Origin of the sequence: Bacillus norwichensis, assembly GCF_014836955.1 — a bacterium.
Lineage (GTDB): Bacteria > Bacillota > Bacilli > Bacillales > Bacillaceae_C > Siminovitchia > Siminovitchia norwichensis.
Genome location: NZ_JACSPV010000009.1, coordinates 1 through 20,524, shown reverse-complemented (window position 1 = coordinate 20,524; position 20,524 = coordinate 1). Strand labels below are relative to the sequence as shown.

Annotated in this window: 18 protein-coding genes; 2 read left to right on the top strand and 16 right to left on the bottom strand. The window is 40.9% G+C overall.

The window, feature by feature from the left end:
- The first annotated feature begins 1 nt into the window (after position 1).
- On the top strand, positions 2 to 2,674 hold the full coding sequence (locus H9631_RS07130) for a transglycosylase domain-containing protein (RefSeq protein ID WP_191811359.1): 2,673 nt from the start codon (positions 2 to 4) through the stop codon (positions 2,672 to 2,674).
- Between the two features lie 339 nt (positions 2,675 to 3,013).
- Here the strand turns inward: H9631_RS07130 and nth are convergent, their stop codons facing one another.
- The 13 genes from nth to H9631_RS07065 form a co-directional block, all read right to left on the bottom strand.
- On the bottom strand, positions 3,014 to 3,679 hold the full coding sequence (gene nth / locus H9631_RS07125) for an endonuclease III (RefSeq protein WP_191811357.1): 666 nt from the start codon (positions 3,677 to 3,679) through the stop codon (positions 3,014 to 3,016).
- A gap of 25 nt (positions 3,680 to 3,704) precedes the next feature.
- On the bottom strand, positions 3,705 to 4,406 hold the full coding sequence (locus tag H9631_RS07120; protein ID WP_191811355.1) for a DnaD domain-containing protein: 702 nt from the start codon (positions 4,404 to 4,406) through the stop codon (positions 3,705 to 3,707).
- Between the two features lie 183 nt (positions 4,407 to 4,589).
- Positions 4,590 to 5,774 (bottom strand): pyridoxal phosphate-dependent aminotransferase, encoded by a 1,185-nt coding sequence (locus H9631_RS07115; RefSeq protein WP_191811533.1) that lies wholly within the window; start codon positions 5,772 to 5,774, stop codon positions 4,590 to 4,592.
- A gap of 22 nt (positions 5,775 to 5,796) precedes the next feature.
- Positions 5,797 to 6,273: a cell wall elongation regulator TseB-like domain-containing protein gene (locus H9631_RS07110; protein WP_191811353.1), complete on the bottom strand. Its 477-nt coding sequence runs from the start codon at positions 6,271 to 6,273 to the stop codon at positions 5,797 to 5,799.
- A 207-nt stretch (positions 6,274 to 6,480) separates the two neighbouring features.
- Entirely contained in the window at positions 6,481 to 9,285 is a 2,805-nt protein-coding gene (gene dinG / locus H9631_RS07105; RefSeq protein ID WP_191811351.1) for an ATP-dependent DNA helicase DinG, read from the bottom strand.
- 89 nt (positions 9,286 to 9,374) lie between these two features.
- Complete coding sequence (panC, locus tag H9631_RS07100) at positions 9,375 to 10,220, bottom strand: pantoate--beta-alanine ligase (protein WP_191811349.1); 846 nt, start codon at positions 10,218 to 10,220, stop codon at positions 9,375 to 9,377.
- Between the two features lie 382 nt (positions 10,221 to 10,602).
- Positions 10,603 to 11,445, bottom strand: a complete 843-nt coding sequence (gene panB / locus H9631_RS07095; RefSeq protein ID WP_191811347.1) for a 3-methyl-2-oxobutanoate hydroxymethyltransferase — start codon at positions 11,443 to 11,445, stop codon at positions 10,603 to 10,605.
- 284 nt (positions 11,446 to 11,729) lie between these two features.
- Positions 11,730 to 12,710 carry a biotin--[acetyl-CoA-carboxylase] ligase gene (locus H9631_RS07090; RefSeq protein WP_191811345.1) on the bottom strand — a complete coding sequence of 327 codons (981 nt, stop codon included), beginning with the start codon at positions 12,708 to 12,710 and terminating at the stop codon, positions 11,730 to 11,732.
- Positions 12,695 to 13,888, bottom strand: coding sequence for a CCA tRNA nucleotidyltransferase (locus H9631_RS07085; protein ID WP_191811343.1), 1,194 nt, complete (start codon positions 13,886 to 13,888; stop codon positions 12,695 to 12,697). The genes H9631_RS07090 and H9631_RS07085 overlap by 16 nt, the downstream gene beginning before the upstream one ends.
- Positions 13,889 to 13,892: 4 nt before the next feature.
- A complete protein-coding gene (bshA, locus tag H9631_RS07080; RefSeq protein ID WP_191811341.1) occupies positions 13,893 to 15,032 on the bottom strand; it encodes an N-acetyl-alpha-D-glucosaminyl L-malate synthase BshA in 1,140 nt (379 codons plus the stop codon).
- Positions 15,029 to 15,748, bottom strand: coding sequence for a bacillithiol biosynthesis deacetylase BshB1 (gene bshB1 / locus H9631_RS07075; RefSeq protein ID WP_191811340.1), 720 nt, complete (start codon positions 15,746 to 15,748; stop codon positions 15,029 to 15,031). Before bshB1 ends, bshA begins: the two co-directional genes overlap by 4 nt.
- Positions 15,749 to 15,760: 12 nt before the next feature.
- On the bottom strand, positions 15,761 to 16,564 hold the full coding sequence (gene dapB, locus H9631_RS07070; RefSeq protein WP_191811338.1) for a 4-hydroxy-tetrahydrodipicolinate reductase: 804 nt from the start codon (positions 16,562 to 16,564) through the stop codon (positions 15,761 to 15,763).
- The gene (locus H9631_RS07065; RefSeq protein WP_191811336.1) at positions 16,557 to 16,904 is read right to left on the bottom strand and encodes a nucleotide pyrophosphohydrolase; all 348 of its coding nucleotides are present in this window, start codon (positions 16,902 to 16,904) and stop codon (positions 16,557 to 16,559) included. Before H9631_RS07065 ends, dapB begins: the two co-directional genes overlap by 8 nt.
- A gap of 141 nt (positions 16,905 to 17,045) precedes the next feature.
- Here H9631_RS07065 and H9631_RS07060 point away from each other — a divergent pair, with 141 nt between their 5' ends.
- Entirely contained in the window at positions 17,046 to 17,921 is an 876-nt protein-coding gene (locus H9631_RS07060; RefSeq protein WP_191811334.1) for a YitT family protein, read from the top strand.
- A gap of 322 nt (positions 17,922 to 18,243) precedes the next feature.
- Here the strand turns inward: H9631_RS07060 and H9631_RS07055 are convergent, their stop codons facing one another.
- The 3 genes from H9631_RS07055 to H9631_RS07045 form a co-directional block, all read right to left on the bottom strand.
- A complete protein-coding gene (locus H9631_RS07055) occupies positions 18,244 to 18,921 on the bottom strand; it encodes a zinc metallopeptidase (RefSeq protein ID WP_191811332.1) in 678 nt (225 codons plus the stop codon).
- 61 nt (positions 18,922 to 18,982) lie between these two features.
- The gene (gene ypjB / locus H9631_RS07050; protein WP_191811330.1) at positions 18,983 to 19,765 is read right to left on the bottom strand and encodes a sporulation protein YpjB; all 783 of its coding nucleotides are present in this window, start codon (positions 19,763 to 19,765) and stop codon (positions 18,983 to 18,985) included.
- Between the two features lie 78 nt (positions 19,766 to 19,843).
- Positions 19,844 to 20,428 carry a DUF1405 domain-containing protein gene (locus tag H9631_RS07045; RefSeq protein WP_191811328.1) on the bottom strand — a complete coding sequence of 195 codons (585 nt, stop codon included), beginning with the start codon at positions 20,426 to 20,428 and terminating at the stop codon, positions 19,844 to 19,846.
- Positions 20,429 to 20,524: the final 96 nt, after the last annotated feature.

Below are 20,524 nucleotides of genomic sequence, written 5' to 3'. Positions count from 1 at the left end.
AATGGGAGAGAATTATCAATCTCGGACAGAAAGGCGCCGCCGTAAAGTGGGTGCCAATAAAAAGCAAAATCAGGGTAAGAAAAAAAGCTTATTCAAAAAAGTGTTTGTAATATTTTTGATTCTTGCATTTGCAGGTTTGGCGGCTGGTGCCGGTACATTTGCCTGGTATGTGAAGGATGCACCAAAACTAGATAAACAATTACTGGTTGACCCCGTTGCATCGCAATTGCTGGATATTAACGGAGAAGTATTTACAACACTGGGAGCGGAACGACGCGATTATGTTGAATTTGATCATATTTCTAAGCAGGTTAAAGATGCTGTTTTAGCTACAGAAGATGTGCGCTTTTATAAGCATCATGGGATCGATGTCAAGAGACTTGCTGGCGCCGTCCTTGCGAACTTTTCACGCGGATTCGGTTCTGAAGGAGCTTCTACTTTAACACAGCAGGTTGTTAAACGTTCTTTCCTTTCTGATGAAAAAACACTGAAAAGAAAAGCGCAGGAAGCATGGCTATCTATCCAGCTTGAAAATAATTACACAAAAGACCAAATCTTTGAGATGTATGTGAATAAAATTTATTATTCCAACGGAATTCACGGTATTGAAACAGCCTCAAAATTCTATTTTAATAAAACCCTTGATGAATTGGAGTTACAGGAAGCAGCATTTTTGGCTGGACTTCCGCAAAGCCCGAACAACTATAATCCGTATAAACATCTTGAAAAAGCGGATAAAAGGAAAAACATCGTTTTATCACTGATGCATCAGCACGGCAAAATCAGTAAAGAACAAATGGAAAAAGCACAGAAAATTTCCGTTGCCGAAACACTCGTCCCCGAAGAGCAGAACCAAAAAGAGTCTTATAAATATGATTCTTTTGTGGATCAAGTCATCAGGGAAGTCGAAGAAATGGGAGACTATAATGTCTTTGCAGATGGGTTGAAAATTTATACAACCCTTGATCCAGATGCACAGAAACACACCGAAAATATGCTTTTTACAGACGAAGTCGTCCAATATCCGGATGAAAAATTCCAAGCCGGGATCGTATTAATGGATACGAAATCAGGAGAAGTAAGAGCAATTGGAGGCAGTAGGAACCAAGAGGTTAAACGCGGACGAAACTTCGCTACACAATTGAAAGATAAAACGCCGGGATCTACTGCAAAACCGATTTTTGATTATGGCCCTGCTATTGAATATCTAAATTGGTCAACCTATGAGCAAATTGTGGACGAACCATATACTTATCATGGTGGTATACCAATTAATAACTTCGACAGATCGCACCTTGGACAAATGTCGATGCGCGAAGCATTATATCGTTCAAGAAATATCCCTGCACTAAAAGCTTTCCATGAAGTAGGACAGGAAAATGTCAAACAATTTACTAAAAAACTGGGAATGGACGATGCTGATCTTGTGGAAGCAGACTCAATCGGTGGCGGTAAACAACACCCTTCCCCTATGACTCTTGCCGGTGCTTATGCAGCCTTTGGCAATAATGGGATGTACAATAAACCGCATACGGTGAAAAAAATCGTTCTAATGGATGAAGAAACCGAAATTAAGAATAAAGTGGAGCCGGAAGTTGCCATGAAGGATTCGACAGCTTACATGGTCACGGATATGCTTAAAGACGTGCTTTCGGGTAAGGCTGGTGCTACAGGTGGAGCAGCGGCTATTCCTGGGCTTCCTGTTGCGGGTAAAACAGGAACAACCAATTATTCATCAGAGGAAATGCAAAAATACAACATTCCAGCTGGAAGTTCCCCGGACTCTTGGTTCGCGGGATATACAACGAATTATACAATCGCAGTTTGGACAGGTTATGAAAACAGGAAGAATCCAATCCTTCCAAATGACTTGACAATTTCTCAGCAGTTATTCAAAAACCTGATGACCCACGTGTCAGCAGATATTGAAACACCTGATTTTACCATGCCTAAGAGTGTAGTAAAAGCTGCAGTTGAAAAAGGATCCAATCCTGCCAAAAAGCCAAGTAAGCATACTCCTGAAAGCAATATTGTATACGAGTTATTTGTCGCAGGCACGCAGCCAACAGAAGTGTCCCAGACATACGATAAACTGGATGCTCCATCTGTGAACGGAAAATACGACAAAGGTGGAAAACAAGTTGTTTTCTCATGGAGTCATTCTGATAAAGACGTGAAATACAGCGTACAGGTTGACCTTGGAGGCGGCAAGAAAAAAGACCTCGGTACAACAACCGATACTGGATACACAATCAGTTCGGTAGAACCGGGTGAAACATACGGAATACAAGTTGTAGCCGTTTCTGATTCACAACGAAGTGCTGCTGGAACAGCCAGTGTTACAGTTCCATCTGACGAAGATGAAAAAGATGAGGACGAAGAAGATGAAGACAAGCAAGATGAGGAAGATCAGGATTCTGAGGACCAAGACGATCAAGACAAGCAAGATGAAGATCAGAATAAGGATCAAGAGCCTGATAAGGACAAAAATGATGGTAAACAAGATCAAGACAATGGACAGCAGCCCGGGGATAATGGGAATAACGACAATGAAAATCCAGAAAATCAAAATCCTGGAAATGACAATAAAGAAGATAATAAGGATAAGGAACCAAATAATCCTGAAACACCAACCAATGTAATCCCTGATGGCCGTGAGGAAGATAATGAATAAAAAATGAGGTCGTCTAAAAGTAAATCAGTCGAGAGGAAAACAGTTCTTTCGTTTTCCCCGACTGATTTTCTATTTTTGGTGTCTGCTGCAATTGGCTATAGAACCGATGGCTCTGTTCTTTTGGTCGGACTGCGTTGAACTCAAACCACTGATCATTTTTTAAAATTTATTTTTACCTTCATGCTTATTTTATTAGCAAGCATTTATAAAAACACAAAAACGGGCACTTAGCCCGTTTTTTTAAAGAGTAAAAGAAAGTTATGGAAAATGTTCTTTCAAAGGAAATTAGCCTTGTCCAGCTACAGGCGCCTTTCGCTTTTTCTGATCATCCGTTTTTTATTATTTTACTGTTGCTGCATCTTTCTTCTTCATTCTTTTTTTTCCTTCCCTGCAAATATCAAGTAAAGGGCAAATAGGACATTGAGGATTTTGAGCTTTACAATGGTATCTTCCAAAAAAGATCATTCTATGATGACTGACAGACCATAGTTCTTCCGGTATTTTTCTCATTAGTGCCTTTTCAACTTCTAATACACTGTCTTTCCAGCGACAAAATGCCAACCGCTTGCTAACACGTTCAACATGCGTATCAACGGCAATGGCAGGAACTCCAAAAGCGACAGAGACAACTACATTGGCAGTCTTGCGCCCAACACCAGGTAATTTAACGAGCTCATCCCGATCTTGAGGAACTTCTCCCCCATATTCCTCCAATAATAATAGACATAATTTTTGAATGTTTTTCGCCTTATTACGATAAAGGCCGATTGATCGGATATCCTGTTGCAGTTCCTCTACAGAAACCTGTAAGTAGTCCTCTGGAGTTTTATATTTTTTAAAAAGCGATCTTGTTACCTTATTGACAAGTACATCTGTGCATTGTGCCGATAATAAAACAGCAATAACGAGTTCAAACGGATTTGAATGGTTTAGTTCACATTCTGCTTCCGGAAACATTTCTCCCATTGTATCTATACAAAACCGGATATCCTGTTTATTTAACATATGCCTCACCTTCCATTGCCATAGGTTATGGTTCGAGCCAATTATAAAACGGGATGGTCTCGGACGATGCTTCTGATGCCGGCCGTGAGGGCTGTTTTGACTTTTGCCTAAATTGTATGCCTTGCATCCTCGCCTGCTCGATTGTACGGACTCCGTTTTTTTTCCAATTGAATAAAATGCGGTCTATATAACGAAAGCTTAGCTTTCCCGCCAATACTGCCTCTCTCAATGCTGCTTTGATAAGTACCGGATCCTGTCCATCGTCATCAAGCCACATGGCTAGATTTTCGCATTCCATTGGAGATAGCGGCCTTCCAAATTCCTGCTCAAAAATAGTATATAAATTATTTTCTTCATGTAAGGTTTGTTTTAAGTCGCTCTGTTTCTTCTCAAATTGCAGCTCATCAGCAAGTTTTACCCATAATGGACTTAATGAATATGTCTCAAAATGGATTCCATCTTCCGACATCCCTTCCTCAATTGAAAGAAACTGCATCTGAACAAGTTTTCTTAACTGAGTGGAACATTCACTGGTGTTGATTGTCATTCTTTCAGCCAATTGTTCAGGTGTAGGAAAACCATTTCCTGACTCAATAAATGACATAATATGCAATAGTAATGCTAATTCTTTCTCATCCAAACCGATCTGCTTATACTTTTGCAATAAAAGATTCGGGACTTGAATCATACCGGCTTCCATCCACGACACTATTATATCTTTATCCATATTCAGCACCTCGTCTTTACTAGCGTGGAAACCGCTTTGTCCTGACTAAATTAACTTTTAGTTCAGCAACAATACTTAAGTTTGTAAATTGTTTCCGGTTCAACTCGAAGAACCGCTTTTCACCTTAGCTCTTCGATGGAAAAACCACGCACAAGTTGCACGTGGCTTTAGTTGCAAAATAAATTAATCTCTTTTAGACTCGACAAAAGAATGAACGCGGCTGATTGCTTCCTCTAGCAATTCAAGCGATGTCGCATAGGAGAGCCTGATATTTTCGGGCGATCCAAAGCTGGAACCAGGAACCACAGCTACCAGAGCTTCTTCGAGCAATGCCTCTACAAAGCTGTCTACATCCTTAAAACCGGAAATTTCAGCTGTTTCTTTGACGTTTGGATACAGATAAAATGCTCCTTGAGGCTTCAAGCAAGTTACACCTGGTATACTTGTGAGCTTCTCGAAAATGATGTTCATTCGTTCTTCAAAAGCCTGTCTCATTTTCTCAACAGATTCTTGGGTTCCATTATAGGCTTCAATTGCACCAAATTGGGATGTGGTAGTAGGATTTGACGTTGAATGACTCGCAAGATCTGTCATCGCCTTGATGATTTTTTCATTCCCTGCTGCATATCCAATTCTCCAGCCTGTCATAGAATGCGATTTGGACACCCCATTAATAATAACTGTTAAATCTTTGTATTCGGGTGACAGCTGCGCTATTGAAACATGCTCATTGCCGCCGTATAAAAGCTTTTCATATATTTCATCAGAGATGATCAATATATTATGTACTTTACATACTTCACCAATCTCAGCCAATTCCTCTTTAGAGTAAATCATACCTGTCGGATTGCTTGGAGAGTTAATAATAACGGCCTTTGTTTTTGGGGTTATCGCTTCTTCAAGCTGTTTTCCGTTAATTTTAAAATGGTTGGCTTCTTCCCCGTTGATAAAAACCGGCTCTCCTCCTGCCAATTTTACTTGCTCAGGATAGCTAACCCAGTATGGTGTTGGAATAATCACTTCATCCCCATCGTTCAAGATGACTTGAAAAAGTGTGTAAAGTGCATGCTTTGCTCCATTTGTAACAATAATTTCGGAAGCAAGATAATCAAGACCCTGATCTTTTTTAAATTTTCCAATGATTGCCTTCTTCAATTCAGCAAGACCGCCAGCAGGTGTATACTTTGTATGCCCTTCTTCCATGGAACGGTATGCCGCTTGAATAATGTTTTCTGGAGTATTGAAATCGGGTTCACCAGCACCAAGCCCAATCACGTCGAGGCCGCTCGCCTTTAATTCTTTTGCTTTTGCTGTTATAGCCAATGTGGATGAAGGTGCAACTTTAGACACCCGATGTGATAATTCAATCATTTGCATTCCCTGCTTCCTTTTATAGATTTTCTATTTTTCTCCACCATTTTCCAGAATCAAAGTGGATATAATAATAATTCAAGTTTGAGTTTTCATCCAAATAGGACAATTCCCATACAGGCAGTTCCTTTTCCATTCCAAGCCTGACGCCCAGAACTTCCTTCGGCTTCTTCTCACTCAGCAATTTATTGAGCGCATCCTGTTTTGAAACACCGTCTGACATTTTCTTCACATGGACTTTTTCCTTTTTATTAGGAGAGATCCAAGCAGCCATTTCCTGGCCTTTGCTGTTTTTCCCTATTACAGTATAGTAAGTGCTTGAACCATTATAGAAATAAAACTCGTCCACTTCTTTAATATCTGTTTCCTTCTTAAGTCTTTCCTCTGCAGCAGCCCTTGCTTTCTTTATGGGTGCCTTCGCTTTGCTATAAACGCATCCGCCAATTCCTACAATAAGTAAAATGCAGGAGAGGGTAATTGCGAGCCATTTATACATGTACATCCCTCGTTCATGCAGAAAATCTTCGTTATATTGAGTACGCATTCCTCAATACACATATTTTGTTACTTATAAGCGGCCTGTTTTATGCCACAATATTAGTAAGCAACGCGGTATCCCATCAACATTATATCATGATGACGCCGTCGTTTTTTAAAAAAATCTAGTCCACAATTGTAAGACGTCGCTTTTTTTCGCGGCGTTTTACTTTTTCTCTAACCACTGTTCAACTGAAGGGATCAGGTTACTTAATGCTCCCTTTTCCATTCCGATGGAAGGAATGGACTTTATAAAAGCTTTTCCGTATACGGTTGTCATGATTCTCTGATCGAAGACAAAGAAGACACCACTATCAGTTTTTTTTCTAATTAAGCGTCCAAACCCCTGTTTGAATTGAATGATCGCTTCCGGAAGAGAGTAAGCTGAGAATGGATTTTTGCCGCTCGCCTTTATGGACTCCAATTTCGCAGCCGTGACTGGCTCATCGATTGGTGAAAATGGCAGTCTAACAACAACGATGCAAGACAAATTTTCTCCTGGAATATCAATCCCTTCCCAAAAACTGTTGGTACCCAAAAGAATCGCTTTTTGAAACTGCTGGAAGTTTTTCACAAGCTTACCCCTGCTCCCTGATGAAACACCATGTGCCAAAAGCACAAAATCTGCCAGTTCATTACTGTCGCAAAGTAATTCATACGTTTTTCGCAGCATTTCATGAGAGGTAAACAGCACGAGCATCCGCCCTTCCGCTGCATTCGCAACAGCAATCAAATGACAGGCTATGGATTCCACATACTCCTCCATTGGTGTTGCGCTGATATCTGGAAGGTCTGTCGGGATAAACAGCTTCACCATCTGTTGATATGGAAATGGAGAAGCAATTCTGGTTTCGATTCTGTCAAATGAATGAATACCTATCTCATCATTAAAAAACTTGAATGTATTATTGGTTGTCAAAGATGCAGACGTCAAGATAACACTTTTCTTCACTCTAAAGAGCTTTTCAGCTAAAAATTGGTCAATATTTAACGGCTGTCTGTGAATGCTCGTTCTGTTTGCTGAGATTTTTTGATCGCTTTCCAGCCAGATTACCTCATTTGCTACGTAATGTGCCAACAAATATTTAACCTGTTGCCCTATTTCAGCCCATTCGTCATAAAAACCGGTCATTTCTTCCAAAAACGCCAATTCTGATGGTTTAAGAGATGTCTGCATTTTTTTGATCAGAGAAAGCCGCTCATCCATTCCGTCCAAAATGAGCTTATGGAAATCCAAAAAACGTTCAGCACACAATATGACTCTCTGCCAGCTTCCTGAAGATCGAATGTTTTCAGTTACCCTCAGTTTAGCTCTCCTATTCTTTTCTTTGTGAGATTGGTAATTCTTGAGTAATTGGCTCAATAGCATAAATAAATCATCAGTTTCTGCTTCAAGGTCTTCTATTGCCCTGTCAACAAGGAAAGAATCCCTGGAAAGAGACGCATTCAACTTGGCTGTATGCTTTTCAAGAACGTAAAAACGCTTCTTTTTTTCGGTGGTTCCCAATTTTCCAAGCAAAAACTTAATATGCTGATAATCAAGCTGTCGTCCAAGGTTAGTCCTTACCGATTTTTCCAAATGATGCGCCTCATCAATTACGACATAACGGCTTTTTGGCAAAATTTGATGTTTCAAATCAGCAATTAGCATGGAATGATTTGTAATAATGATTTCGGCATGCTCGGCGAGCTTTTTGGAATATAAATAAAAATCATGAGAAGCCCAAGGGTCATTGTATTGATCAACAAAAGAACCATCATTGCAGATCCTTTTCCAATAAAGTTTCCCTCCGCTTGATAGGTTCAATTCATCCATATCCCCTGTTTCCGTCTCAAGAAGCCAAATCAAAATCTTCATTTTGGTGATCGTTTCATCGTAAGAAGAATCTGGCTCCATAAGCGTCTGTTCAAACTTCAGCATATTAATATAATGCTCTCTGCCTTTGATCAGAGCAGCCCTAAATGAAAAAGGAATAGCCTCTTTCAGTACCTTTATCTCTTTCTCCAAAATCTGATGCTGTAATTGAATAGTGTATGTACTAATGATTACTTTTTCCTCTGTAGCAATCGAAAAATATATACTTGGGAGCAAATAGGCTATCGTCTTTCCGATCCCAGTACCTGCCTCTATTACAGCGTGCCTGTCAGTACGGTAGGAATCATGAACAGTATCCATCATTTCAAATTGTCCATCCCGCGGCTCAAACTTTTCCAAGTAGGGCTGAAGAAGTTTTGTTTTATCATCCATTTTTTCGGGATAGTCAAACGAACGAATTGGAGTTTCCTTGAATGGGATCTCTTTTTTCTTGAGTACAATACCTCGGAACCAATCAAGGTCATCGGGAAGGTTTTCCAAAAGGCTATCCTTTTCTTTCCTAACCGATTCAAAAAAAGAAAGCATGTTGCTGTTAAGTTTCTTTGATAATTTACAAAGCATATCCAAGGTTTCGATAGGGAGGCTTTTTGCTTTTTCCAGCAATATCAACAATAACTCCGCTGTAGCAAGGGCGTCACTATCCGCCTGATGCGGTGTGATATGCTCAAGCTCCATTTGATCAGAAAGCTCTTCCAGTTTATAACTGTTTGCTTCTGGAAGGAGGATATTGGCTAGTTCAACTGTATCCAAGGTTTTCTTTATTGGACTGGTTAAACCAGCAGCTTCCAATTCACCAGCTAAAAAACTGTGGTCAAACTTAACGTTATGGGCCACAAAAACTGCCCCTTCCAATAAGGACTGGACCACTCCGGCAATCTCCTTGAATTTTGGTGCTTTGGCTACTTCTTCCTCTCCGATGCCTGTCAATTCTTTAATAAAAGAAGGGATGGGCACTTCAGGATTGACAAAAGAAGTATATTGATCCATAATGCGTCCATTTTCGACAACAACTGCCGAAATTTGCATTACCCTAGATCCTTTTACGTATGAATTTCCCGTTGTTTCAACATCTACAACGACATATTTGTCTGCCATCCGCTTCACACCTTTAACACTATAAACAATCGTTGCTCTTAGTTAGTTTACCATATATGAGCCCTCTTTCCACCCAAAATCAAAACCAATTATATATCAATAATAATATTGTCAATGAGCCTCGCTTTGGAAAATTTAACAGCAACTGCAATAATCACTTTACCTTTTAGAACCGTAATCTGCTCCAGTTCAGGAAAGCTTAATAATTCCACATAATCAATGTCGCCTTCCATATTTGCTTTCATATAATCCTTCACTTCACAAATAATGGCTTCAATGTCTTGGATACCGCTATTAATTAATTCTTTTGCTTTCTGCAAACTTTTATATAAAGCAGATGCCTGAATCCGCTCCTTTTCGTTTAAGTAGACATTTCTTGAACTGACCGCTAAACCGGAAGCTTCCCTGACTGTCTCGACAGGAATCAGCTCTAATGGAAAATCAAGATCTTCCACTAGACCAGATACAACAGCAAATTGCTGTGCATCTTTTAAACCGAAATAGGCACGGTCAGGCATTATAATATTAAAAAGCTTCGATAACACCGTCACAACACCGTCAAAGTGGCCTGGGCGATTGACCCCACAAAGAGTATCGGTTCTCCTTAATACAGTCATTCTTATGGATTTTTCGTTTTGATACATATTTCCCGGGCTCGGCATAAATAAAATGTCTACCCCTGCCTCCTCAGCCAGCTGTTTATCTCGCTCAGGATCTCGAGGATAGGCCTTATAATCTTCTCCAGGGCCAAATTGCAACGGGTTGACGAAAATACTCATAATGATGATGTCATTGTTTTTTTTCGCTTCCTTGACAAGCTTCAAATGTCCTACATGCAAATAACCCATTGTCGGGACAAAGCCTATAGAATTTCCATCTGTCTTATGTTGTTTCGCCAGTTGTTGCATTTCTTGCTTTGTCGTGATTGTGATCAATTCATTTTCCTCCCAAGAAAAGCGAAAGGTGCGCAGTCTTATGCGATCAGCACAAGGCAAATTTTAAAAATGGGGCAGTTCCTTAACCACCAAAACAATTTGACTTGCTCCTTGCGCCGATGAGCACCTGTAGCTAGACATATACAAACTTATTTTTTCATCTATTCTTACAATTCTTTTTTTGAAAAGTGCAAACTCCTTGCCCTGCTAAGGCAAACAAGCCGCTTGAGCGCTGTTCTTCAGGCACAAAGGGTAGCGGCTTGTAGAGGAGGTACTTGTTGGCAGGCTCAGAACGCGACATCCTGTCGCTTCGCTTGCACTAGGTTGTCCTGTCCCGCGAAGCTAATCAAAAAAAAGCTTCTTTTATAGTTTCTTTCATGGCCTATGCTTTCTTTCCCCCGTACAAAAAAGATAGTTCTTCTTGTTTCATTTCAAATGTATGTTGCTGAAGATCGGGGAACACACCTGATTTTACTTCTTCAACATATTTCCCAATTCCTGTTGATGCTTCAAAATCTATATCTGCAAATTTTTTAACAAACTTAGGGACACGATCTACACCGAACGTCACAACGTCATGAAAAACAAGAACTTGTCCATCTGTGTCGGGCCCTGCACCAATCCCAATGACAGGGATATTGATTTGGGAAGCAACTTCTTTTCCTAATTGATGCGGTATACATTCCAAAACGATGGCAAAAGCACCAGCCTCTTCACATTTTTTTGCCTCTTCAATCAATTCCGAAGCAGCTTCAGCTGTTTTTGCCTGTACCTTATATCCCCCGAGCACTCCCGCTGTTTGCGGCGTCAGCCCAAGATGACCCATAACAGGCACACCTGCATTTGTCAAAGCCCTGATCGTTTCAACCACTTCTCCCCCGCCTTCAATCTTGACAGCATGTGCTCCGCTTTCCTGCATGATTTTACCTGCAGCTCTCAGAGCCTCTTCTTTGCTAATATGAAACGTCATAAATGGGAGATCAGTGACTATGAATGTGTCCTTCGCACCTCGCTTAACTGCTTTTGTGTGATGGATCATGTCATTCGTTGTAACAGGTACTGTCGAATCATACCCTAGCACAACCATCCCTAGGGAGTCACCAACAAGAATCATATCTACTCCCGCTTCTTCGGCGAGCTTTGCCTGCGGGTAATCATAAGCAGTAAGCATCGCAATTTTTTCCCCGGCTTGTTTCATTTTCAAAAAATCTGTTGTTGACTTCATTTTGTTCATCCTCCTTTTTTGTAGAGGATACGAAATGAATCGGAGCAGCAGTGGTTAGAATGCAAAAGGAGTCCTCTCCCAAAAAAGGCAGAAGGACTCCGTAACTGTCACTCGTTCGTTTCGGTCCTCTGTCCCCGTCCTTTTAGCGGATCAAGGCAGAATTAATCGTTTTTTTCTTATATTCTGTGGTGCAGCTCATAAATGATACCACCCAAAAAAAGTATAGCAAATATTGCGTCGAATGACCAACAAAAGTGTAAATCAACCTGATTGGTGAATGAAATTTAAGTTGTCTGTATATCGGCAGAATATATATTGTGGATGACACCCTCATCATCCTCGATTTTCAAAACTCCTTCGTCAGTAATGCCAAGAGCCCGTCCAGCAATTATACCTGTTACTGTTGTGGCTTTGACCCTCTTTCCAATGCTAATAGCATAGCTTTCCCATAAAATACGAATAGGCTTAAATCCTTCAGTTATATATAGAGAATAATACCGTTCGAAATTTTTTAAAAAGGCTTGAATCAATCTGGCACGTGGAATTTTTTCTCCTTTTTCGATAAAAAGCGATGTAGCTGTCTGTTTAACAGCTGGTGGAAAATCATCATGCTCATGATTCGCATTCATTCCAATTCCAATAATTAATGAGGAGATCTTGTCGGATTCAGCTTGCAGCTCGGTTAATATGCCAACCACTTTTTTACCATTAATCAGCACATCATTCGGCCACTTTATTTCTGGCGTAATCCCTGTAACCTCTTCAATGGCACGAGCAATCGCAACAGCAGTGACCAAGGTGAATTGGGGAGCTTGTTGTGGCGGCAGATCTGGCCTTACAATAAGGCTCATCCAAATCCCTTTGCCGCTTAGAGAATGCCATTCTCTTCCCAGCCTGCCTCTTCCAGAAGTTTGCTCCTCTGCAATGACAAGTGTACCTTCAGGTGCACCATCATACGCTAACTGGTGAGCTGCTTTTTGGGTAGAGCCAAGAGATTCATAATAGTGGACATTTCTTCCAAACCTGTCGGTTTCAAGTCCAAAAAGGATGTCATTTTCACTTATGTCTTCAGGAGTACTGACAATTCTATACCCTTTGTTTCTAACGGCCTCCAACACAAAACCGTCCTTCCTAAGTTCCTCAATATGCTTCCAAATGGCCGTTCTGGAGCAGCCGATGATTTCTGCCAGAGCCTGTCCTGATAGAAATTCTCCTCCCGCTCCTGAGAGAGCCTCAATTAATTGCTGTCTTATAGAAGTCCGCAAGCTTTTATCCACCTCCTGATTTGATCTTTATCATTGGCAACATCTCCGTTCAGTACTGCTTGAATGATGTTCTCCAATAATTCCTTCACCCAAGGTCCCCCTGGAGCATCTGCCCATATTAACAAATCATTTCCTGTCACAGTCAACTGATTTCTTGCTTTGATCGCGAGCTGATCAAAATGGTCATTGACTTGCTTGATGGAGCTATCGATTGCCTTATGTTGAATAGTTTGGTAAATAGTCTCGACAAGTACAGCTGTATCTCTTCCAGCCATAAATAAATGATAGGCAGACCAGTCATGCTGCGTTCTTAGCTTTAAAAAATCCAACGCTCGGAGCAGCGCCTTCATTTTTTTTGCCGGAAGCTTCCATTCTTTGAGCTGTTTGGCACTGTCGGTTGCTTGTGAAAGATGCAAAGCTAACAGCCACATTTGATTCTCAGTCAAAGCTGAAACATTATAATCCAGACTTTTTAAAAGAACATCTCTTTCTTTGAATAAGGAAGGCAAATATCGATAAAGCCCGCTTTCTAACAGGATTAAAAATGCGTCCGCTTTGTAAGGTCCGTCCAGAATTTTTGCCATTTCAGACGTAACCCTTTCCACAGCGATATGCTGTAGAAGATGGGCATAAGTCCCAATTGCTTTTTCCGTTTCCGGTTCAAGCTGAAAGCCTAGCTGGCTTACAAATCGAATTGCTCTCATTAAACGCAAAGCATCCTCTTGAAACCGTTCATCGGCAGAACCGACTGTTACAATTAACTTATCCTTCAATGCTTTTTGTCCTTCAAATGGATCAACAAGCGAACCACTTTTATCCATAGCGATCGCGTTCATTGTAAAATCACGGCGTTTCAGATCTTCTGTTAAGTGGCGTACAAAAGAAACGGACTCAGGTCGCCTGTAATCCTTATACTCTGCCTCTGTCCGATAGGTAGTGACCTCAAACCCCTGTCCATTTCTGATCACGATAATGGTACCGTGAGCAATGCCGACATCTACAGTTTTGGAAAATATGGCTTTCAATTCTGTAGGGGTTGCAGAAGTTGCGATATCCACATCATGAATTTCTTTCCCAAGCAGAAAGTCCCTAACCGAACCGCCCACAAAATAAGCTTCAAATCCTGCCTTTTGAATTTTCTCAATAATCGGCAGAGCCGACAAAAATGGTTCTTTCATGATTTCATCCTTCTTTCTTACTGCCAAGAACGGACTCGTACAGATCCTCGTATTGAGAAACAATCATTTCGGAAGCAAACCGCTCTGTCGGAACAGACATAGCCTGTTTGGAAAAACGGTTCAGCAATTCATCATTTTTTAGCAAAAGCAGAGCTTTAGCCGCAACATCGTCAGTATTGCCAAGCTCGCATAAAAATCCATTATATCCATCTTCAATTACTTCCGGAATGCCGTCGATCCTTGTTCCGATACAGGGAACACCGCATGCCATTCCCTCAAGGGCTACAAGGCCAAAGCTTTCTTTTTCAGATAAAAGAAGCATCAGATCACTCATCGAATAGAGTTCTTCCAAATGTTCCTGCCGTCCTAAGAACAACACTTCTTTATCTAAAGATAGTTGTTCTACAAGTCCGCAAATATCTGTCATTTCAGGCCCATCGCCGACCAAAAGTAATTTGGCTTTAATTTTGGAGGTGATTTTCGAAAAAGCGATAATAACGTCACGAACCCTTTTTACTTTTCTAAAATTGGAGACATGAATCACCACTTTTTCGTCTGGAGAAATTCCATACGCCTCTTTCAAGCCATCTGTGTTCACCTTTTGATAGATCCGATCATCAATGAAATTGTGAATCACATTGATTGATTGATCAGGGGCTACCAGCTCTTTTGTTTGAGCGGCCAGTGCATGCGAAACAGCGGTAACCCGGTCTGACTTTTCGATTCCGAACTTGATCGCTTCCGCCAATGTTGAATCATATCCCAAAACTGAAATATCTGTCCCATGCAGAGTTGTTACAATCTTTACATCTGTACCTGACATCTGTTTGCCCAAAATCGCACAAACTGCATGGGGAATAGCGTAATGCACATGTAAAATATCAAGCTTTTCCCTTTTGATAACCTCCGCCATTTTGCTAGCTAATGCAATGTCATAAGGAGGATATTGAAAAAGCGAATATTGGTTGACTGTTACCTGATGGAAAAATATATTATGATGCCATAGGTTCAGCCGAAATGGAATATTTGAAGATATGAAGTGAATCTTATGGCCCCTTTCGGCCAGGTGTTTTCCCAGTTCCGTTGCTACCACACCAGAACCGCCCACCGTCGGATAACAAGTAATGCCTATGTTTAGTTTCATAATCCTTCCCCAAAAATATTTTGATTGATTAAAAGCGGACGGTCTATTTTAAATCCTTCTGCAAAAGTGACCCCCGCTTCTACTCCGTAGATTCTCTCTCTAGCCTCGACTCTTTCTAAATAACCATCAGTTAATGGAGTTTTAACACCCGATTCGCCTGGTTGGAATTGCGACTGATACGCTTGAAGTGCACAGAGCTTTTGATCCATGAATCCGGAAATATCCAACACAAAATCCGGGTTCGGCTGGCTGTTAATAAAATAGTAGAACAGATTATTCGGCTTATGGGCATTATATCCGCCAGGAGTCTTAAATTTTTTAATTCCTGCGGAAAAAAATGCTTCCTTAACCAGTTCAGCACAGCGTCCATGATCAGGATGCCGATCTTCAGAAAATGGAGCAAATACAAGGGTTGGGCTATACTTTCGAATCATATCAGCTATCTGCCGGATGTACTCATCTTTCATGTACAAGCCGCGGTCTGGCAATTGCAGATTTACTCTTTCACGTACACCCATCCTGCTTGCAGCTTCTGAAGCTTCCTGCAACCTTGTTTCCATGTTTCCATTTGAAGAGAGCTCTGCCCTCGTCAGATCACATATCACTACATTCCTGCCGGATGCCGTCCATTTATATATAGATCCGGCCATCCCGATTTCCACATCATCAGAGTGGGCACCGAAAGCAAGCACATCAGTTTTTTTTTCTTGGATCAACTGGATCCCACCTTAATCTAAAATAGATTCAAGTCCATAAACAAGGGTATCCAATCCCATAACAGTTTCGACGGATACTTTTACACCGGACATGAAAGAAGCGCGATTATAAGAATCATGCCTGATTGTCAAGGTCTGTCCGCCCGCTCCGAACAGGACCTGCTGATGAGCAACCAGTCCTGGAAGCCTTACACTGTGAATCCGCATGCCTTCAAAATCTGCTCCCCGAGCTCCCTCAATGGTTTCTTTTTCATCTTCATGTCCCTGTTTTTTGGGTTTCCGATTATTAGTAATCATTTCCGCAGTTTTTATAGCAGTACCTGAAGGTGCATCCAGCTTTTGATCATGATGCATCTCTATTATTTCTACATCATTAAAGTATTTAGCGGCCATTTCTGAGAATTTCATCATCAGAATAGCGCCAATAGCAAAGTTCGGAGCTATGATACATCCAATTCCCTTTTGTTCAGCCAACCCCTTTAATTCATCAAGCTGTTCAGGGGTAAAACCTGTTGTTCCCACCACTGGTCGTACATTATGTTCCAAAGCAGTTTTTGTATGTATATATCCTCTTTCAGGGGTTGTCAAATCAATTAGAACATCCGCGTTCGCCTGTTGAAAGCATTCAGCTGGATCAATAAATATAGGAACATCCAATCCTGCAAAACCTTCCACTTCTGAAAGGAGTTTACCTTCATACTTTCTATCAATCACTGCTGCAAGTTCAAAATTTGGCGTCTCTTTTACAAGCTGAACAGCTTCTTTTCCCATACGGCCTCGTGGGCCTGCTACTATCACTCGAATCGCTTCACTCATCAAAATCACCTTCATCCTTTTTTGTCCATCTGTCTTTATCTCTCGTTTTAAATTTATACATCACTTGATCATGAGCTGTCTGCAGATCAATATCAAGCGAATTCGCCAGGCAAATAATGACGAAAAGCAAATCTCCCAGCTCTTCTTGAACTGTATTTTCTTTTTCATCACTTTTTTTCTTCTTCTCTCCATAATAGTGGTTGACTTCCCTGGCCAGCTCACCAAGCTCTTCTGTTAACCGGGCAGTCATTGCAAGTGGGCTAAAATACCCTTCCTTAAACTGTCCGATGTATTCATCCACTTCATTTTGGAGTTGTTTAACTGTTTTATTTTCTTTCATTTTCCTCACCTTCTTACCATATGTTAGCTAATTCTTTTTTCATATACAAACGAAAGCGCTCAATTGGTGGAAGTTGCTGATATAATCCTGTATTGGTTATAATTAGAATTCCAATAATATTTTGTGCCAGGGGGCGTAGTGGTGCTTTTCCAATTAAAAATAAAAAATATTCTATTGATTCTCTTGGGAGCAGCAATTTTTGCATTTGGACTAGTACATTTTAATATGCAAAACAACTTAGCCGAAGGCGGATTTACAGGAATTACCCTTCTTCTGTACTTCTTATTCCAAATTGACCCTTCGTATAGTAACTTAGTTTTGAACATTCCTCTCTTTGTGATCGGATGGAAGCTGCTTGGAAAAAAATCCTTTCTATATACCGTAATAGGAACGGTAGCGGTGTCTGTGTTCCTATTTATCTTTCAAAGATTCCAAATCGCCATTCCGTTAGATGGAGATCTTTTTCTTGCAGCTCTGTTCGCCGGAGTGTTCGCCGGTATCGGCCTCGGAATCATTTTTCGCTTTGGCGGAACAACCGGCGGTGTAGATATTATCGCACGACTCATCTTTAAATATAAAGGAATTAGCATGGGAAGGACAATGTTTACATTTGATGCGGCCGTTATTCTTGTCTCCCTTTTAACTTATTTGGATCATAAGGAAGCTATGTATACCCTGGTTGCTGTTTTTGTCGGCGCCCGAGTGATCGACTTTATGCAAGAAGGAGCTTACGCAGCAAGAGGAGCTATGGTCATATCTGAGAAGCATTATGACGAATTGGCGGCTGCCATTATGAAAGAAATGGGCCGAGGAGTCACCATGCTGAAAGGCTATGGCTCATTTACAAAAGAAAACCGCGAGGTTCTGTACTGCGTAGTGGGCAGGAACGAAATAGTGAATTTGAAAAGAATCATACACACCATTGATCCCCACGCTTTCGTTTCCGTGATTGTCGTCCATGATGTAATGGGAGAAGGATTCACCCTTGATGAAAACAAACGGCCTATTGACGTATAAACGTTGAAACATGAAATGTGGAAGGCGCTCAACCTTTGGAGAATTTTGATAAGAGAGCTCCTTAGCCACCACAGCAAAGCTGATTCTTAATGAATGACTTCCGCGTGCTTGATTTTGTGGCTTCGGTGATATTAGTAGTTCCTTTCCGTCGGTAGGCTCAGAGCAGCGACTTCCTGTCGCTTCGCTTGCACTAGGACATCCTGTCCGTCGTAGCTAGATTCTTCTTACTCCTGAATAAAAAAGTCGAAACAGTAAAGTAACCTGTTTCGACTTTTTTACCTTATTATTCATGGTGCGGTTCGAGCATATTTGTCATATCCTCTTAGTCATCCCTATTGACAAAAATCAAGATGAGACGAAGCAATTCCAATACTGCTACTGCCGCTGCTGCAACATATGTCATGGCAGCTGCATTTAATACTTTTTTAGCGTCACGCTCTTCCCTGTTTCCAATCAATCCAAGAGACACCATTTGATCCATCGCTCTTGAAGAGGCGTTAAACTCAACAGGCAGTGTAACGAGCTGGAATAAAACTCCCGCTGCCATCAAGATGATTCCAATCAAAAGCATACTAGACATAGCTGTTGAGAGCAAACCGATAATAATAAAGACCCACGCAATATTTGAACTAATATTGGCCACAGGGACCAATGCATGGCGGAAACGGAGTGCTGCATAGCCTTGCTGATCTTGAATAGCATGTCCGACTTCATGTGCTGCAACAGCAGCCCCTGCAATCGAGGGTTGATGATAGTTTTCCGAAGATAGGTTTACCGTCTTTGTCATAGGGTTGTAATGGTCACTGAGAACACCTGATGTTTCTTTCACCTGAACATTATACAAACCGTTTGCATCTAAAATTTTTCTTGCAACTTCGGCTCCTGGCATACCTTCCGTCGTTGCAACCTTTGAATATTTGGTGTACGTGCTTTTCACTCTGATTTGGGCCCAAATTGGGACAATCATGATGATAAGAAAGTAAATCAAAAAGCCGCCCATTTTCATCCTCCAATAACAGTTTCTCTAATATTATTCTATTTGATTTCAATATTAAGGTCAATTATTTGAGTCTTTTTCGCTTACTTTGCTGTTTTTGGCCTCTATACTTTCTCCAGCTTACATATGAAAGAGTTAAAATGATTGTACTCCCTGTCATGGAGATAACCCACCAGAGTGATGGATCTGCTTCATCTTCACCTGGATCAGAGAACAACTTCTGAAGGTCCTGCTCCAGTGATTCCAGATGAGCTGTCCATTCCTGCTCGGAAAAATCAGCTCGGTAACGATCTAAATACGTTATTTTGGAATCTAATTTTTGCAGTTTCTCAGCAGTCAGGTCTATTTTCAGGCTCGGTTGAATGACTGTGTATGTTGAAAGGAAGGTGTTAAGATTTTGATTATAGGCATCCTTGTCACCTTCCAAAGCTGCGTTTTTCACTCCTTGAAAATCCTTCATGACAGATGCCTCCATTTCAACCCACATCGGTTGATGTGTTGATGCAACGGCATCCGTAGCTAATCGGAATGAAGTGACAATCCTGACCCTTTCATCCAGACTCATATTTATATTTGTCACAGCCCGCAGCGCTTCATGATGAGAGGCTGTGAGCACTCTCAACTCATCCATGGTAAATTTGCCCTCTTTAATCCCTTCTTTTGAAAACTGTACTGAAAATCTTTCAAGGATTGATTTGGCTTCTTCCAACCGTGAAAACTTGGTCAACTGCAAAGCTTCATCAGCCATCTTATCTAGCTCAACAAGTGCTGAATTGGATGAAGCAAATGCAAATAATCCGCTAAAGACCAAGCAAAAGGTGAATAGTATAGCCACAAATGATCTCATAAGGGTCCCCCCTCCTCATACTCCTATAAATAAAGTATGAGGAAGCGGACAAGAATAGACCTGTCCTATCCTGTTAACTCATTCTTGTTCCCGCTTCAATTTTTGATAGATATAAACAGCCACGCCAATTGACAACATACTTAACCAAAAGGTAAAATAACCAATTTCTCTGACATACAGCTCAAGACCCGGATATTTTGGATACTGCATGAAGACATAATCTATTACATCATTGTGTAAGGTCCATATGCCAGCTGCAAGGACGTGCCATAGTTTAAATCTATAAAATTTTGCGTAGAGAATGCCTTGGACAGCCATCGCTCCGTGGGATGCGATCAGCATGTAGCCTTGCCATGGAAGATAGCCAGTGACTTGAAGCGTTAAAATATTCATGACAACTGCCCATACTCCGTATTTGATTAATGTGATCAGTGCAAGCGCTTCAATAAGAGGGTAGTTTTTATACCGAAGGAAAGCAATTAATACGAAGACAAAAAACAAACTTGCTGTTGGACTGTCGGGCACGAATGGGACAAAAATCAATGGTGTAACATCCAACTGAGGGATGTACCAATAATAACCGTAAACTGTTCCAATAATGTTTACAATTAATAACAGCCATAAAAAACGGCGATCCATTAAATAAGTCATCATTAAGTTCATATATCCGGCTCCCGAAAACAGGTTCTATGTCAAATGTTGGGGTAGAGTGAGGTGGAAGCTCATTCTACCCAACATGACTTTCAATTTTTTTATACT

Bases quoted from the DNA above. Each gene is read 5' to 3' on its own strand.
- H9631_RS07130 (WP_191811359.1), top strand. From the start codon at position 2: ATGGGAGAGAATTATCAATCTCGGACAGAAAGGCGCCGCCGTAAAGTG.
- nth (WP_191811357.1), bottom strand. From the start codon at position 3,679: ATGTTAAATAAACAGGATATCCGGTTTTGTATAGATACAATGGGAGAA.
- H9631_RS07120 (WP_191811355.1), bottom strand. From the start codon at position 4,406: ATGGATAAAGATATAATAGTGTCGTGGATGGAAGCCGGTATGATTCAA.
- H9631_RS07110 (WP_191811353.1), bottom strand. From the start codon at position 6,273: ATGTATAAATGGCTCGCAATTACCCTCTCCTGCATTTTACTTATTGTA.
- dinG (WP_191811351.1), bottom strand. From the start codon at position 9,285: ATGGCAGACAAATATGTCGTTGTAGATGTTGAAACAACGGGAAATTCA.
- panB (WP_191811347.1), bottom strand. From the start codon at position 11,445: ATGAAGTCAACAACAGATTTTTTGAAAATGAAACAAGCCGGGGAAAAA.
- H9631_RS07085 (WP_191811343.1), bottom strand. From the start codon at position 13,888: ATGAAAGAACCATTTTTGTCGGCTCTGCCGATTATTGAGAAAATTCAA.
- bshA (WP_191811341.1), bottom strand. From the start codon at position 15,032: ATGAAACTAAACATAGGCATTACTTGTTATCCGACGGTGGGCGGTTCT.
- dapB (WP_191811338.1), bottom strand. From the start codon at position 16,564: ATGAGTGAAGCGATTCGAGTGATAGTAGCAGGCCCACGAGGCCGTATG.
- H9631_RS07065 (WP_191811336.1), bottom strand. From the start codon at position 16,904: ATGAAAGAAAATAAAACAGTTAAACAACTCCAAAATGAAGTGGATGAA.
- H9631_RS07055 (WP_191811332.1), bottom strand. From the start codon at position 18,921: ATGGGCGGCTTTTTGATTTACTTTCTTATCATCATGATTGTCCCAATT.
- ypjB (WP_191811330.1), bottom strand. From the start codon at position 19,765: ATGAGATCATTTGTGGCTATACTATTCACCTTTTGCTTGGTCTTTAGC.
- H9631_RS07045 (WP_191811328.1), bottom strand. From the start codon at position 20,428: ATGAACTTAATGATGACTTATTTAATGGATCGCCGTTTTTTATGGCTG.